Here is a 15,324-nt window from a genome sequence, read left to right as displayed (position 1 = left end):
AGTTGGTCACAATTGTTCTTAATACAGTATACGGTCAAAATTAGCCGGCAATGCCCTTTTTACTTGTAATACTTTGCCCTCCGCATCAAAAGTGGCAATAAAATCTTCCATAGGCTGTTTTTTCTTTGCCCTAAATTGTATTCTGTAAGTGATGGTGGGTAAGATTAAATTTTGAAACGTATTCCGAATGGCATTTTCATCCGTTGCCGTATACCGCTGGTGAATACGTTTTATCTTTACTCTATTAAAATTGTTGTTCAAATAGGTAGTAATGGTGGAATAGGAATCGGAAGGAATGTCGATCTCCTTGACCAAAAAGCCCATATCCAGTAAGACGCCCTTTTCATTGAAATCCATATGGTAATCCATTTTATTTTTCTTGAACTTAAGGGAATAGATTGTAGCAGAAGTGTCTACCTCCCTGTAATACCTTATTTTTTTAGCCTGGAGCAATAACATTGGGTTTAACTCGTACGTTGGGAATTCTGATTTCTTAATACGGTGTTCCCGTTCTAATTGTGCTTGGGAAAAACACTGGCTGCCAATGCTTAATAATAGCAAGAAAAAACTAAGATTATACTTCATTATATCTAAAACAATTTATCTCATGATCGTTTACCATTCCCGTTGCCTGCATATGGGCATAGACCACCGTACTGCCTACAAACTTAAATCCCCGCTTTTTTAAATCCTTGCTAATGGTGTCGGACAAAGGGGTGTTCGCAGGGGCATCCTTGTAGTGTTTATGTCTGTTTCGTATAGGTTTACCGTCTACAAAGTTCCAAATATATTGGCTAAAGCTTCCAAATTCCTTTTGTATGTTTAAAAACGCTTGGGCATTGCTCACCGTTGCCCTGATCTTGAGTTTGTTTCTTATAATACCAGGGTCCTGCAACAAGGATTGTATTTTGGTTTCTTCATATTGGGCTATTTTATGGTAGTCAAAATTATCCAAGGCCCGCCTGAAATTTTCCCGTTTTCGGAGTATGGTAATCCAACTTAGGCCCGCCTGAAATGTCTCTAGAATTAAAAACTCAAATAATCGTGCGTCGTCCCTGAGGGGAACGCCCCATTCTTCATCATGGTACCTTTCATAGAGTGCATCTCCCTGGCACCAACCGCATCTTTGTTTTTCCATGTCTAATGTTCCAAATGGTGTTGGTAGATAAAGATAAATTAAATTATTTGTGTTTTTAAAGTAGTGGGTAAATAGATGTAGAAATATAAAGGTATTCTAGGTAAAGATACTTGGATATTGTCCTTTTAACTGCTATGTAAATTTCCTAAGCACAGCCATGGGAGGTATGGCTGCTTTTACTTGTTCTTAGTCTTCTTCTTATTTGTTTTTGCTGTGTTTGCCGTTTTTTTGGGTAATACCTCTTCCGGGAAGGGAAATAAAATGGTAGAATTCTTTTCCGCTGCGATATTGGAAAGGGTTTGATAGAGTCGCAATTTTATGGCCGATGGAGATTGGTCTATTAACTTACCGGCTTCCAGTAATTTACCTGCAGCTTGCTCTTCTGCTACCGCAAGGATGATTCTTGCCCTTCTAGACCTTTCAGCTTCGGCTTGATTGGCCATCATTCGCTTCATGTTTTCAGGTAATTGGATATCTTTTATCTTAACATCAATGATCTCAATGCCCCATTCCACGGTTTCCAGTTCCACAATAGCCTTAATGTTTTTTCCCATTTCCTCCCTCTTGGACAAAATGGTGTCCAGTTCTACCTTTCCGCAAACATCCCTTAGTGCGGCTTGGGATAATTGGGTAATGGCAAAACGGTATTCTTCCACTTCCAAAACTGCCTTTTCCGGATCATTTATCTTAAAGAAAACAACACCATCTATACTACAGGGAACGTTGTCCTCTGTCATTACTTCCTGTGAAATAATATTGATGGTAATTACCCGGATATCTACAATTTGTATGGTCTCTACAATGGGGATAATCCACCTGAATCCCGGTTGTAATGTCTTTATATATTTTCCGAATCTAAATTTTAAAGCTCTTTTGTATTCAAAAATAACACGTATTCCGGCTAGCAAAAACAATACTATTAGGATACTGAACATGAAAGGAGGAGTCATGACTGTTAGCTTGGGTTGTTATAAAATAATCAATTAAGTGTAAATGGACCTTCTTGCTTTGTTGTTCAAGATGAGCGTCCAAAAGAGGGCATCAGAAAAGAAAGCGGATAACTCTAGATTCTGTAAAGGGCAATTCTTTTAAAGTTACAAAAAAAGACATTCGGATAAAAATAATATGCTCTATAAAAGCTTTATTCCCAATTACCTATGAGTGGCTTTGATCTTCTGGGGCAAAATGAAATGGATCTGCTATTTCTTTAAGTCAGTATAATCCATATAGCATAGCAGTTCTAAGGTGTATTACGCTGTTTATGGACTCTGTTTCTTTAAATATAAATAAGTGTCAAAAGGAGGTGTGGTACACAATCCTTTAGTATTGTCGTATCAATTATCTAACAAAAAGACTTTAATTATAAATTATCATTAAAAAGAATATTAATTTTTTAGATGATGTAGTATATTTAGGGCTTGAGTTAAATTAAACACCAAACCAAAATCATGCCATTACTTATTGTTGTACTAGGGTTAATTCTCCTATTCTTGCTCATTGCCAAATTTAAATTAAATGTATTTGTTTCTTTTATTATCGTTTCATTGGGTGTAGGTATTGCCGAGGGGATGGAACTGGATAAAGTCATTGTCTCTATACAAAACGGAATAGGGAACACCCTTGGGTTTTTGGTAATGATTTTAGGGCTTGGTGCCATGCTGGGCAAGCTTGTGGCCGATAGTGGTGCGGCACAGCAAATAACAACCAAGTTGGTAGATAAATTTGGGATAAAGAACATACAATGGGCCTTGGTACTTACGGGTTTTATTGTAGGAATTCCCATGTTCTATTCCGTGGGGTTCGTAATAGTGATTCCGCTTATTTTTACCATTGCAGCTTCAACAGGCTTACCGCTATTATACGTGGGCCTTCCTATGATAGCTTCCCTTTCGGTAACACATGGTTTTCTGCCTCCACACCCTGCTCCCACCGCTATTGCAACCATGTTTAATGCAGATATAGGAAAGACATTACTTTACGGAACTATTATAGCCATACCTGCAATTACCCTTGCAGGACCCTTTTTCTCTAGAACTATAAAGAATATAGAGGCTACCCCTATAAAAGAATTTGTTAACCCCACCGTATTAAAGGAGGATGAAATGCCAGGGGTCAATGTCAGTATTTTCACAGCTCTCTTACCCGTTATCCTAATTATGTTGGCTACTGTTGCCCAGCTATTTTTGCCTAAGGATGCTGCTGTATTGCCCATAATTAATTTTTTTGGTAATCCTGTCATAGCTATGTTGGTCTCCGTTTTGACGGCCATTTACACTTTGGGACTGGCCCAGGGAAAGAAGATGAACGATCTTATGGTGTCTGTTGGAAATTCCATTTCGGGAATAACTATGGTATTGCTTATCATAGCAGGTGCAGGCGCCTTAAAGGAAGTATTGGTGGACAGTGGTGTAAGCCAATATTTGGCAGATATGCTAAAGGGCTCCAGTTTTTCGCCATTGATCTTGGCTTGGTTAGTAGCTACCGTTATTAGGGTCTGCATTGGTTCGGCTACGGTGGCCGGACTTACTACGGCCGGTATAGTTTTACCAATGGTGGGTGCAAATGGCGCCAATCCTGAGCTAATGGTACTCGCAATAGGATCTGGAAGTCTTATGCTTAGTCATGTGAACGATGGAGGATTTTGGTTGTTTAAGGAATATTTTAACCTATCTATAAAAGATACCCTGAAAACGTGGACTGTAATGGAGACCACGGTTGGGGTTATGGGGCTGATAGGTGTAATGGTATTAAGTATGTTTATTTAAAAATATAGTATTATGGGTAATTCACCGTCAGAAAGAGTAAAGGAATTAGGGCTGGTTTTTCCTCCCGCCCCCAAACCTGCCGGGGTCTATAGACCTATTTTGGTCGTAGACAATTTTTTATACGTTTCGGGTCAGGGTCCCGTAAAAAATGACGGCTCATTAATGGTTGGCATAGCGGGTTATGATATGAATGCGGAGGAGGCTAAAACGGCAGCAAGGCAGGTAGGCCTTACCATGCTATCTACCATTCAGACGCATTTTGGAAGCTTGGATAAGATAAAACGGCTCGTAAAAGTACTGGGCATGGTAAACTCTACCCCAGATTTTGGAAAACAACCCTTGGTTATAAACGGATTTAGTGAATTAATGGCAGATGTTTTTGGAAAGGAAAACGGGATAGGGGTGCGTAGTGCCGTAGGGATGATGCTACCCGATAATATTCCGGTTGAGGTGGAGGCAGTGTTTGAGTTATATTGATTCAAAATTAGGTATTATGGAGCATAATGAATGGTACAGAGTTGCCAACCCCAAGGATATGGTGACACCCGCCCTCTTGGTTTATCCGGATCGGATTGTCCAAAACATTAAGTCCATGATAGCCATTGCCGGAGATGTCACAAACCTTAGGCCGCATATAAAAACACATAAGACGGCAGAAATAGTACAGTTACAACAGCGGTTTGGCATACAAAAATTTAAGTGTGCCACTATTGCCGAAGCTGAATTGCTAGGGCGTTGCAGCGCGATGGATATTTTACTGGCCATGCAACCGGTAGGTCCCAATATTGACCGTTTTTTTAGGCTGATGGCCGAATTTCCCAAAAGTAATTTTTCTACAATTGTAGACAATCAAATGCTTATAGGGGAAATAGCGGCAATGGCCCAAGAGAAAGATAAACGGGTCACGCTATGGCTAGATATCAATAATGGGATGAACAGGACAGGTGTGGTGCCCAATGCACAGGCCGTAGATTGTTATAGGAAGATTTGCGAAGACCCTAATTTAATTGCTGGCGGACTACATGTATATGACGGACACATCCATAACAAAGATCTCTTGGAAAGAGAGAAGAAGTGTAATGCAGATTTCAATGCGGTATTGGATTTAAAAAAAGCATTGGAAAAACTGGGGTTTATAGTGCCGTCCGTGGTGGTGGGTGGCTCTCCTACCTTTCCCATTCATGCTAGGCGCAAGGGTGTTGAAACCAGCCCGGGGACAACACTATTGTGGGATGCCGGGTATGCACACAATTATCCCGATATGGATTTTTTGACCGCCGCCGTTCTAGTGACAAGGGTGGTGAGCAAGCCCAACAAAAATCTGGTTTGTTTTGATCTGGGGCATAAACATTTGGCCTCGGAGATGAATTTTCCCAGGTTATTGTTATTGGACGGGGAAGACTGCACCCAAATAGGACAGAGTGAGGAGCATTTGGTTGTGAAATGTAAAAACGATAAAACATATATTGTAGGGGATCTGGCCTATGCCCTTCCAATGCATATTTGCCCTACAGTGGCTAAATATAATGAAGTTTTAACAGTAGTTGATGGGAGTCTGGGAGACACTTGGAAGGTAGCCGCGAGAAACCTAAAAATAAATATATAGCCCTCTTTTTTTATAAGGTAATTAATGAAGATGGAGCCAATAACACAATAAATTAAGAATATGTTCATATTTGATGCCCATTTGGATTTGGCTATGAACGCCATGGAATGGAATAGGGATTTAACATGGACCGTGCAAGATATCCGTGATAGTGAATCAGGGATGACGGACAAGCCGGATAGGGGCAAGAATACCGTCTCCTTTGATGCCATGCGAAATGGGAATATCGGTCTATGCGTGGCCACGCAAATAGCGAGATATGTAAAAAGGGATAACCCCTTACCGGGTTGGAATTCCCCGCATCAGGCCTGGGCTCAGACCCAAGGTCAGTTAGCTTGGTATAGGACCATGGAGGAAATAGGGGAAATGGTGCAAATTAAGGATCTGCCGGAATTGGAGGCCCATTTAAATTTGTGGACCACTTCTAAAGCTAAAAAACCTATTGGCTATATCCTTAGTTTGGAGGGGGCCGATTCTATTGTTACCATAGACCATTTGGAACGTTCCTATGAACAGGGATTAAGGGCCATTGGCCCCGCTCATTACGGTCCCGGTACCTATGCACACGGTACAGATGCGGTTGGGGGCATAGGACAAAAAGGGAAAGCCCTGTTAAAGGAGATAGAGCGTTTAAACCTAATTTTGGATGCTACCCATTTGTGCGATGTTAGTTTTTGGGAAACCATGAAGCTATACAATGGCCCGGTATGGGCAAGCCATAATAACTGTAGGAAATTTGTAGATCATAACCGGCAATTTTCAGATGAACAATTAAAAGAATTGCTGGGACGCGATGCCGTTATTGGAATGGCATTGGACGCGTGGATGATGGTCCCCAATTGGGTCAGGGGCGTATCCACCCCAACGGGCATGGGCGTTGGTTTGGCCCATATGGTTCAAAATATAGACCATATTTGCCAATTGTCCGGAAATTCAGAGCAGGTAGGAATTGGAACCGATCTGGATGGCGGGTTTGGAACAGAGCAGTGTCCGGCTGATCTGGATACTATAGCAGACCTGCAAAAGGTGCCTCAGTTGCTAGCGGCTAAAGGATATACCCAAGAGGATATCGAAAACATTATGAGTAGAAATTTTATAAGGTTTCTAAAAAAAGCGTGGGGATAGAAATTGGGGTCAATACCTCTTGTCTCGCAACGCATTGGCCTGAAATTCTCCAGGGGATACCTTTTTCTTTCTTTTGAAAACCCGATTAAAATAAGACCTGCTTTCAAAACCACATTCCATAAAGACCTCTTTAATACTGCGCTTGGGATCCTGCAATAAACTAACGGCAAGTTTAATACGTTCGTTATTGATAAATTCAATGGGAGATATACCCAGTTCGCTCTTAAATACCCTATAAAAATGCGACTCGCTCATATGTGCTTTTTTACTCAAGGTTTCAATATTTAGAGGCTTATAGATGTTTTCCCTAATAAACGAGACTATAAAACCCAGTCTACTTGTGTTGCTCACCTCCAAGGTTTGTTCTGTATATATCTTTCGCTCATTGCTCTGTAAGATCCTTACAATCAATTCGCTTAGCATATTGTCCACAAAGAGGTCCTTGGAGGGGTGGTTTTCTGTAAAAAGAAAAAGCAATCGTTGTAAAATTTGATACAGACCAATGTCATTGGTAAAGTGAAAATTGTAATCCATCAAGGCCCATTCCTCTCCATTCAATTTGGGCATGGACTCGTTCATTACCATTAGCATTTGTTTAATTTTTTCTTCGGATATGGCCATGGCTATACAGCGGGTCGGATTAGTTTCCTTGGCCTCGGGGAAGTCGATACACATTATTTCCTTAGAGGGAAGGATGAGCGATTCCCCAGGTAAAAAATTAAAAGACTCGTGATCCCTAAGATGCATAATTTTTTTACCACTAAGCATACTAGCCAAAACCGGCTGGTTAAATTGCAACAACACCTGCTCTGCCTGTTTATGGGTTTCAAAAACGTGCATTGCCGCATTGTTTAGGGTATAGGTGGTCTGGTTCTCCACCATGGTCTCCAATTTCCGATTGTTAAAGTATTTATTGGATAGCTGCATCCAAATGGGGTTTAAATTGATATTACATATTTATTGGCACTCTGTTTTATCAAAAATACAAATTTAATTAAGTCAAATTATGACATTAATAATTTTTGATAGTATTGTTCATGTTATTGATAGAATGGGTCAGGGTTTTGGAAAAAACACTTCATACATTTGGAAACGAGCGACTTACCGCTCATTGTGTTGCCAATTGGGTTTGGCTAAAAAAATAATAATTTAAAAAAATACGATCATGGGAAATGTAGAGACCACAGCAAGGAATAGGGTTGAAAAACCTGTCTTTAAGAGCCAATACGAAAATTTTATTGGGGGTAAATGGGTATCGCCCACTAAAGGGGAGTACTTTGAAAATATTTCTCCCGTAGACGGCAACAGTTTCACCAAAATTGCACGCTCTACCGCGGAGGATATAGAATTGGCATTGGACGCTGCTTGGGCTGCCGCTCCGGAATGGAATAATTCCTCCGCTGCCAGCAGAAGTAATCTATTGTTGCGGATTGCCGATATTATGGAACAGAACCTGGATGTTTTGGCGCGCGCCGAAACCTGGGATAATGGAAAACCTATACGTGAAACACGAGCTGCAGATTTACCTTTGGCTGTTGACCATTTTCGCTATTTTGCAGGGGTAATCAGGGCGGAGGAGGGCTCGGCAAGTGAATTGGATGCCAATACGGTATCTATTAATATTCCAGAGCCCTTGGGTGTGGTAGGACAGATTATCCCATGGAATTTTCCGCTGCTTATGGCCGCATGGAAGGTAGCACCAGCCCTGGCAGCAGGAAACTGCGTGGTTTTAAAACCAGCGGAACAGACTCCAGTTGGAATAATGGTCCTAATGGAACTTATAGAAAATGTGTTGCCTGCCGGAGTACTCAATGTGGTAAACGGATTTGGAATAGAAGCTGGGAAACCTTTGGCTTCCAATCCTAGGATTAATAAGATAGCCTTTACCGGGGAGACCACTACAGGGCAGTTGATTATGCAGTATGCTTCCAAGAACATTATTCCCGTTACTTTGGAATTGGGGGGCAAGTCGCCCAATGTGTTTTTTGAAAGTATAATGGAGGCCGACGATGAATTTTTTGATAAGTGTTTGGAAGGGGCCGCCATGTTTGCCTTTAATCAAGGGGAAGTTTGTACCTCGCCATCGCGAATTTTGGTACAGGAAAGTATTTACGAAAAATTTATAGAGAGGGTCGTGGAACGTACCAATAAGATAAAATTGGGCCATCCTTTGGATCCGGAAACTATGATGGGGGCACAGGCATCCAATGATCAATATGAAAAAATCCTAAACTATATCAATATCGGAAAAGAGGAAGGTTGCGAAGTTCTTACCGGTGGTGATGCAGCCTATAATGAGGGCTTGGAAAAGGGCTATTATATACAACCCACCATCTTAAAGGGCAATAATAAAATGAGAGTCTTTCAAGAAGAGATCTTTGGGCCAGTGGTGTGCCTTACCACATTTAAAGATGAGGCCGAGGCAATAGCTATTGCCAATGACACATTGTATGGTCTGGGAGCTGGGGTTTGGACCAGGGATACACACCAGGCGTATAAGGTTGCCAGGGCTATAAAAGCAGGTCGTGTTTGGGTCAATTCCTATCATACCTATCCTGCACATGCCCCCTTTGGAGGATATAAAAAATCTGGAATTGGCAGGGAGACCCATAAAATGATGTTGAATCACTATAGGCAAACCAAGAACATGCTAATTTCCTACGATAAAAAGGCAATGGGATTCTTTTAATTAGCAACAACATGGTAAGAAGGGTCTTAATTTCAGAAGGAGCAAAGCAAGTATTGGAGCAATTGAAAACGGAACATGGAGAGCTAATGTTTCATCAGAGTGGTGGCTGTTGTGACGGGTCGTCGCCCATGTGTTTTCAAAAAGGAGAATTAATGCTCAATGAGACCGATGTTTGCTTGGGAGAACTGGAAGGCTGTCCTTTTTATATGTCCAAAGACCAATTTGAATATTGGAAACACACCCAGTTAACCTTGGACGTCACTAAAGGACGCGGATCTAGTTTTTCCTTGGAAATACCTCTAGGGGTGCGTTTTGTTATTAAGTCGCAATTATTTACGGAAGGCGAGCTAACCCAATTAGACCCTGTAGAGATTGTTGGGAGTTAATGGGCTCTTCCCCCCGAATATTTAAACCGACTCAAATTTATATTTGAGTCGGTTTTTTTATAATCTGAGGATATTTAACAGCTTTTTAGTGCCACATGGCAAGGTATTTGATATTTTTGTATCACATTAGTACCTTAAGTATGCCTATGAGAATCATTCTTTTAATCTGCATTCTGTTTTTGTTTTCTGGGATAGGTAGGGCCCAAACAGACCTGCCTACGACCAATCCATTAAAAATAGAAGGAGACAGAGGGGCCAAGAATAATCAAGATCAGGGAACAGCCTTAAAAATGCCGTCCATAATTACGTTGAAGCCTACGACCAACCTTAGGGACTCCCTTACAGCCAGAAATATTAAGATGTTGCCCGATAGGGAATTGGTGCAAGCAGGGCACGACTTAAAAATTGACCCCAAAATTAAGCCCAAAGAAAAGGAAGGGGATTCTGGTTTTTTTGGAAATATGTATTTGGGTGATGTCAAGAGCAATGGTAAATTTGTTGGAATAGTATGTCGTGATCATGAATATGTAGATGGAGATAGGGTTAGGATATTGCTCAATGATGTAGTGGTAGAACCTAATGTTTTTCTCACCGGTTCCTTTAAAGGTATTAACCTAGATCTAAAAAAAGGTTTTAATAGGATAGATTTTGAGGCGCTTAACCAAGGTACTTCTGGGCCCAATACGGCTCAGGTTAATGTTTATGATGATGAGGGTAAGATGATCCACTCCAATATGTGGAACCTTTCTACAGGTTCTAAAGCAACCATCATTATCATAAAAGAATAATTAGAGGAGACACTAACACTGACCAAGATGAAGGGCTATTACTATTTGCTTATTATTAACTGTGTGTTTTTATTTATACCTTATTCTATTAAGATCTTCCGGAATTCCAGGAAGAACAAAAATGGGAGCAGCTAAGAGACCTTTTATGGCGATAGGCCAATTGGGGCTAACATAGGTTTTTTTTAATGGGATTGGGGTATATGGACAGTCTTGGCAAATGGTGGCCTGGTTGCGCTAGATGTCTTAGGTATTTATTTTCTGCATTAATAAGTATAATTATGAACCACTTGTCTATCTTGCTTCTGTTGTTTGCTGCTTTTGTGGGTTGTTCGCAAGAGAATGAGACGCTTGACTATGACCCCACCTTGGACAGTCCTGCCAACCCGGTTCCTCTTCCTTCCATTGTTGAGGAATTGGATGGCCCCCACCTTAATGACTCTGGGACCTATTATTATTTGGCCTTGGGCGATAGTTATACCAAAGGAGAAAGTGTGGAAAGGGCCAAGAGCTTTCCGTTTCAATTGGCAGGCAAATTGGAACAGGGGCCAAAAGTAGAGATCAAAACAGAAGTTTTGGCCCAGACAGGTTGGACCACCTCTAATTTGTTGGATGCGCTTAATAACGGAACCAACCGGACAGCTTATGATCTGGTCACCTTATTGATAGGGGTAAACAATCAATATCAGGGAAAGTCATACAATATATACACCAGGGAGTTTTCTCAATTATTGGACAGAGCTGTTGCCTTGGCTTATGGAAATCCAAAAAATGTGGTTGTTATATCCATTCCCGATTACGCCTATACTCCTTTTGCGGAGGGCAGGGATAGGAGCAGGATTTCAGAGGAAATAGATGAATATAATGCGCACGCCAAGTCTGTTGCCTTGCAAAAAGGAGTGCCATTCCTTAACATAACTAACATTACCAGAAACGGATTGTCCAACCCAGAGTTGGTAGCCATAGACGGATTACACCCCTCAGCTGAGGCTTATAGGGCATTTGTGGATGTACTGTATCCAATGATCCTCCCAATTTTTGAATAGCTACGCTTTATTTTTCAATGTAAGGCAGTGGGTTTGGTTAGGGATAGGAAAGGCATTCATTGTACCGCAAAGAATAACTTTAACTACATTTACACCTTATAAATCCCATGGCTCAAAATAGTATCCATAATGTCCAATAAAAAAGTTAGTATTCTTACCGCCTTTAAAACTATAATTTGGCCCAGACGTAATTTGGTTTTTATAGGGCTGTTTCTGATAGTTATAAGCAACGCAGCCAATTTTGTAGGTCCTATATCCTTAAAATATTTTATGGATGAGGTTATTCCCAACAAGGATATGGATATGCTTAAATTGTTGGTTGGGGTGGTAATCCTATCTATTTTGGTCAGGGCAGTGACTTCATTTATGCTTACTAAGATATTGAGCGTTCAGGCCCAATATCTTATTTCTGAACTAAGGGCACAGGTACAGCGGAAAGTACTCTCCCTCCCTATTCGTTTCTTCGACAATGCTAAATCAGGGGCTTTGGTTTCCCGAATTATGACCGATGTGCAAGGTGTTAGAAATCTTATTGGTACGGGATTGGTACAGTTGGTAGGTGGAAGCCTTACGGCCATAGGGGCATTGGTATATATGATGTGGATTAGTCCGTCCATGACCTTTTTTACTTTTATTCCCTTGGCCATATTTGCATTTATTGCACTCAAGGCTTTTAAGGTTATACGTCCTATTTTTAGGAACAGGGGTAAGATCAATGCCGAGGTTACCGGTAGGTTAACAGAAACCCTTGGTGGTATTCGTGTAATTAAAGGATTTAACGCGGAACAACAGGAAACCGAGGTGTTTGAAAAAGGTGTGGATCTGTTGTTCCAGAATGTGAAAAAGAGCCTTACGGCTACCGCTTTTATGACCAGTTCATCCACTTTCTTAGTGGGAATTGCCACCACAGGTATCATGGGAATTGGAGGCTATAAAATTATGTGTCAGGGGTTGAGCATTGGGGATTTTTTGTCCTTTACCTTTGTCTTGGGCATTATGATAGCTCCTATTGTACAGATGAGCAATATAGGGAGTCAACTTACCGAAGCACTTGCAGGTCTTGATCGTACCGAAGAATTGATGAATATGGAAGAGGAAGCCGATGAAGGGGAAAGAACCATTGTCCTGGATAGTATAAAAGGGGATATAGCCTTTAAGGATGTTTCCTTTGCTTATGAGGAAGATAAGGATGTTTTGCACAGTGTTAGTTTTAACGTAAAATCAGGTGATGTTGTGGCTCTGGTAGGTAGTTCCGGTTCCGGGAAATCCACTATTGCCGGCTTGGTAGCCACTTTTTTAAATCCTCAGTCGGGCACCATTACCTTGGACGGTATAGATATTTCCAAGGTAAACTTGAATAGTTATCGCCAACATTTGGGGGTAGTGCTGCAGGACGAGTTTTTGTTTGAAGGAAGCATTAGGGAGAATATAATGTTTCCAAGGCCCAATGCCTCGGAGGAGGAGGTTTTGGCAGCTGTCAAGGCTGCATATGTTGATGAATTTACCGATAGGTTTGAAAAAGGATTGGATACCTTGATTGGGGAACGTGGCATAAAGTTATCTGGAGGGCAACGGCAACGTATTGCCATTGCCAGGGCGGTTTTGGCAGACCCCAAAATATTGATATTGGATGAGGCCACTTCCAATTTGGATACTGAAAGCGAAGCCTTGATCCAAAAGAGTCTGGAAGCCTTGACCGAAGGGCGAACAACCTTTGTGATTGCCCATAGATTAAGTACCATCAGAAAGGCAAACCAAATTTTGGTGATAGAGAAGGGGCGTATTGCAGAGAAGGGTACCCATGACCAACTTATTGCTGAACAAGGACGGTACTATAACTTGTTTACCTATCAGGCAAGGATATAATTTTATCTATTTATATTATGGACTGGAGGGGTGTTGCAAGCAAATCACTATATCCCCTTCCAGTGAAACCGGATAGGGTCCAGTTGTTATGACCAAAAAAAAATACAAATGAGGCCCTAAGTCCTATTAAAATATCAACTTTCGGGAGCCAACTCCACTTCCAATCCTTCCAAATCCTCTGTCATTTGGATTTGGCAGCCTAAACGGCTATTATCCTTTACATGGAAAGCTTCTGCAAGCATGGCGTCCTCATCATCGGACATTTCTGGCAATTGGTGATCCGATACTACATAGCATTGGCAAGATGCACACATGGCCATACCGCCACATATTCCAATGGTCCCTTCTGGCGCAAGCTCGTAGGAGCGTACTATTTCCATAAGGTTCATATTCATATCTGTAGGGGCGTCTATTTCGTGTAGAACCCCATCCCTGTCTGTGATTTTTATTTTAATATCGCTCATGCCAAGATTATTCTAAATATGCAAATTGGCAGCAAATTTAAGTGTTTTGCCTTTGGGTTTGGTTATTTTTTTTAATTTGATTTTATTCTATCGTTTTTACAACGGCCTTGGGAGCTTGTTTTTTACTGCCGTCAAATCCAGAAACGCCGCCTACAGTAGTGTATTTCATAACGTATTTTTTATCCGGGTAAATACGTTGGTAGGCACTTTGGCACATTAGAGTGGCTTCGTGAAAGCCACAAAGAATCAATTTTAACTTGCCGGGGTAGGTGTTTACATCTCCAATAGCATAGATTCCGGGTATATTGGTCTGATAATCAAATGTATTTACCTTTATGGCATTTTTCTCAATTTCCAATCCCCAGTCGGCTATAGGACCTAGTTTGGGCGATAATCCGAATAATGGAATAAACTCATCTACCTCCTTGATAATTTGCTCTTCCTTATCGCCGGATTTTTGTATTAGCACAGCGTGTAGTTTGTCCGTACCTTTTAATTCCGTTACTTCGGCAGGAGTAATCAGATTTATTTTTCCTAAGTCCTTTAGGGCCTGGACCTTTTCTACGGAATCCAAGGCACCTCTAAATTCATTTCTTCTATGGACCAATGTTACTTCCGATGCTACATCGGCCAAAAAAATACTCCAGTCCAGGGCAGAATCGCCGCCACCTGCTATTAGCACCTTTTTGTCGCGATAAATTTCAGGGTTTTTAATAAAATAGGCCACACCTTTATCTTCAAAGGCCTTGAGGTTGTTGATAAGGGGTTTTCTAGGTTCAAAACTTCCAAGTCCACCAGCTATGGCTACTATTGGGGCATTGTGTTGCGTTCCCTTATTGGTGGTCACCAAAAATGTACCGTCTTCCAATTTTTCAATGGTATTGGCCCGTTCCCCAAGGGTAAATCCTGGTTGGAAGGCCTTTATCTGCTCCATAAGGTTGTTTACCAGATCGCCCGCCAACACCTCGGGAAATCCGGGGATATCATAAATGGGTTTTTTGGGGTAAATTTCGGAACACTGTCCGCCTGGTTGTGGCAAGGCGTCTATCAGATGGCACTTGAGCTGCAATAAGCCTGCCTCAAAAACTGTAAAAAGACCTGTTGGACCAGCACCAATAATTAATATATCTGTTTTGATCATGGAAAAAAAACTTAGTATAGCTACAAAGCTATAAACGTAATGGATAAGGGTTTATGATATATATCAGATTATGGGCCTACATTGATTACCTCCTGAATTTGCGGGGCATATTTTTTTATCGTCATTTCCACTCCGCTTTTAAGGGTCATTTGATTAACGGAACAGCCTACACATGCCCCTTCCAATTTAACCTTTACGGAAGTATCGTTGTCAATGGAAATCAGGGAGATATCCCCACCATCACTTTGCAAAAAGGGACGGATTTCCTCGAGCGCCTTTTCTACGTTGTTTTTTATTTCTATCGATGTCATAG

16 protein-coding genes are annotated in these 15,324 nt (G+C 41.2%); 9 read left to right on the top strand and 7 right to left on the bottom strand.

The features are described 5' to 3' along the window. Positions 1 to 18: 18 nt before the first annotated feature. The 3 genes from EHW67_RS04890 to EHW67_RS04880 form a co-directional block, all read right to left on the bottom strand. A complete protein-coding gene (locus EHW67_RS04890; RefSeq protein ID WP_126161239.1) occupies positions 19 to 585 on the bottom strand; it encodes a hypothetical protein in 567 nt (188 codons plus the stop codon). Then, complete coding sequence (locus EHW67_RS04885) at positions 575 to 1,138, bottom strand: DNA-3-methyladenine glycosylase I (protein ID WP_126161238.1); 564 nt, start codon at positions 1,136 to 1,138, stop codon at positions 575 to 577. Before EHW67_RS04885 ends, EHW67_RS04890 begins: the two co-directional genes overlap by 11 nt. A gap of 176 nt (positions 1,139 to 1,314) precedes the next feature. After that, the gene (locus EHW67_RS04880) at positions 1,315 to 2,088 is read right to left on the bottom strand and encodes a slipin family protein (RefSeq protein ID WP_126161237.1); all 774 of its coding nucleotides are present in this window, start codon (positions 2,086 to 2,088) and stop codon (positions 1,315 to 1,317) included. A gap of 498 nt (positions 2,089 to 2,586) precedes the next feature. On the opposite strand from EHW67_RS04880, the gene EHW67_RS04875 reads away from it, so the two are divergent. From EHW67_RS04875 to EHW67_RS04860, 4 genes are read left to right on the top strand one after another with little or no spacing between them, the layout of a single operon-like run. Next, entirely contained in the window at positions 2,587 to 3,903 is a 1,317-nt protein-coding gene (locus tag EHW67_RS04875) for a gluconate:H+ symporter (RefSeq protein ID WP_126161236.1), read from the top strand. A 12-nt stretch (positions 3,904 to 3,915) separates the two neighbouring features. Further along, positions 3,916 to 4,380: a RidA family protein gene (locus tag EHW67_RS04870; RefSeq protein ID WP_126161235.1), complete on the top strand. Its 465-nt coding sequence runs from the start codon at positions 3,916 to 3,918 to the stop codon at positions 4,378 to 4,380. Positions 4,381 to 4,396: 16 nt separating this feature from the next. Next, positions 4,397 to 5,509, top strand: a complete 1,113-nt coding sequence (locus EHW67_RS04865; protein ID WP_126161234.1) for a D-TA family PLP-dependent enzyme — start codon at positions 4,397 to 4,399, stop codon at positions 5,507 to 5,509. Between the two features lie 60 nt (positions 5,510 to 5,569). Further along, entirely contained in the window at positions 5,570 to 6,634 is a 1,065-nt protein-coding gene (locus tag EHW67_RS04860; protein WP_126161233.1) for a dipeptidase, read from the top strand. Between the two features lie 9 nt (positions 6,635 to 6,643). On the opposite strand, the gene EHW67_RS04855 is transcribed toward EHW67_RS04860, so the two are convergent. Further along, positions 6,644 to 7,561, bottom strand: a complete 918-nt coding sequence (locus EHW67_RS04855; RefSeq protein WP_126161232.1) for an AraC family transcriptional regulator — start codon at positions 7,559 to 7,561, stop codon at positions 6,644 to 6,646. Between the two features lie 238 nt (positions 7,562 to 7,799). Here EHW67_RS04855 and EHW67_RS04850 point away from each other — a divergent pair, with 238 nt between their 5' ends. From EHW67_RS04850 to EHW67_RS04830, 5 genes are all read left to right on the top strand, one after another. After that, a complete protein-coding gene (locus tag EHW67_RS04850; protein WP_126161231.1) occupies positions 7,800 to 9,323 on the top strand; it encodes an aldehyde dehydrogenase family protein in 1,524 nt (507 codons plus the stop codon). Positions 9,324 to 9,334: 11 nt separating this feature from the next. Beyond that, positions 9,335 to 9,709: a DUF779 domain-containing protein gene (locus EHW67_RS04845; RefSeq protein WP_126161230.1), complete on the top strand. Its 375-nt coding sequence runs from the start codon at positions 9,335 to 9,337 to the stop codon at positions 9,707 to 9,709. Positions 9,710 to 9,855: 146 nt separating this feature from the next. After that, the gene (locus tag EHW67_RS04840; protein ID WP_126161229.1) at positions 9,856 to 10,497 is read left to right on the top strand and encodes a hypothetical protein; all 642 of its coding nucleotides are present in this window, start codon (positions 9,856 to 9,858) and stop codon (positions 10,495 to 10,497) included. 278 nt (positions 10,498 to 10,775) lie between these two features. Further along, positions 10,776 to 11,540: an SGNH/GDSL hydrolase family protein gene (locus EHW67_RS04835; RefSeq protein WP_158285077.1), complete on the top strand. Its 765-nt coding sequence runs from the start codon at positions 10,776 to 10,778 to the stop codon at positions 11,538 to 11,540. Between the two features lie 129 nt (positions 11,541 to 11,669). Next, positions 11,670 to 13,406: an ABC transporter ATP-binding protein gene (locus EHW67_RS04830; RefSeq protein WP_126161227.1), complete on the top strand. Its 1,737-nt coding sequence runs from the start codon at positions 11,670 to 11,672 to the stop codon at positions 13,404 to 13,406. Between the two features lie 134 nt (positions 13,407 to 13,540). On the opposite strand, the gene EHW67_RS04825 is transcribed toward EHW67_RS04830, so the two are convergent. The 3 genes from EHW67_RS04825 to EHW67_RS04815 form a co-directional block, all read right to left on the bottom strand. Next, positions 13,541 to 13,870 (bottom strand): 2Fe-2S iron-sulfur cluster-binding protein, encoded by a 330-nt coding sequence (locus EHW67_RS04825; RefSeq protein ID WP_126161226.1) that lies wholly within the window; start codon positions 13,868 to 13,870, stop codon positions 13,541 to 13,543. An 82-nt stretch (positions 13,871 to 13,952) separates the two neighbouring features. Further along, positions 13,953 to 15,011: an NAD(P)/FAD-dependent oxidoreductase gene (locus EHW67_RS04820; RefSeq protein WP_126161225.1), complete on the bottom strand. Its 1,059-nt coding sequence runs from the start codon at positions 15,009 to 15,011 to the stop codon at positions 13,953 to 13,955. Between the two features lie 68 nt (positions 15,012 to 15,079). After that, the gene (locus EHW67_RS04815; protein ID WP_126161224.1) at positions 15,080 to 15,322 is read right to left on the bottom strand and encodes a NifU family protein; all 243 of its coding nucleotides are present in this window, start codon (positions 15,320 to 15,322) and stop codon (positions 15,080 to 15,082) included. Positions 15,323 to 15,324 lie beyond the last annotated feature (2 nt).

The organism is Arenibacter aquaticus (assembly GCF_003957295.1).
GTDB classification, from domain to species: domain Bacteria; phylum Bacteroidota; class Bacteroidia; order Flavobacteriales; family Flavobacteriaceae; genus Arenibacter; species Arenibacter aquaticus.
This window is presented reverse-complemented; position numbering and strand designations above follow the sequence as displayed.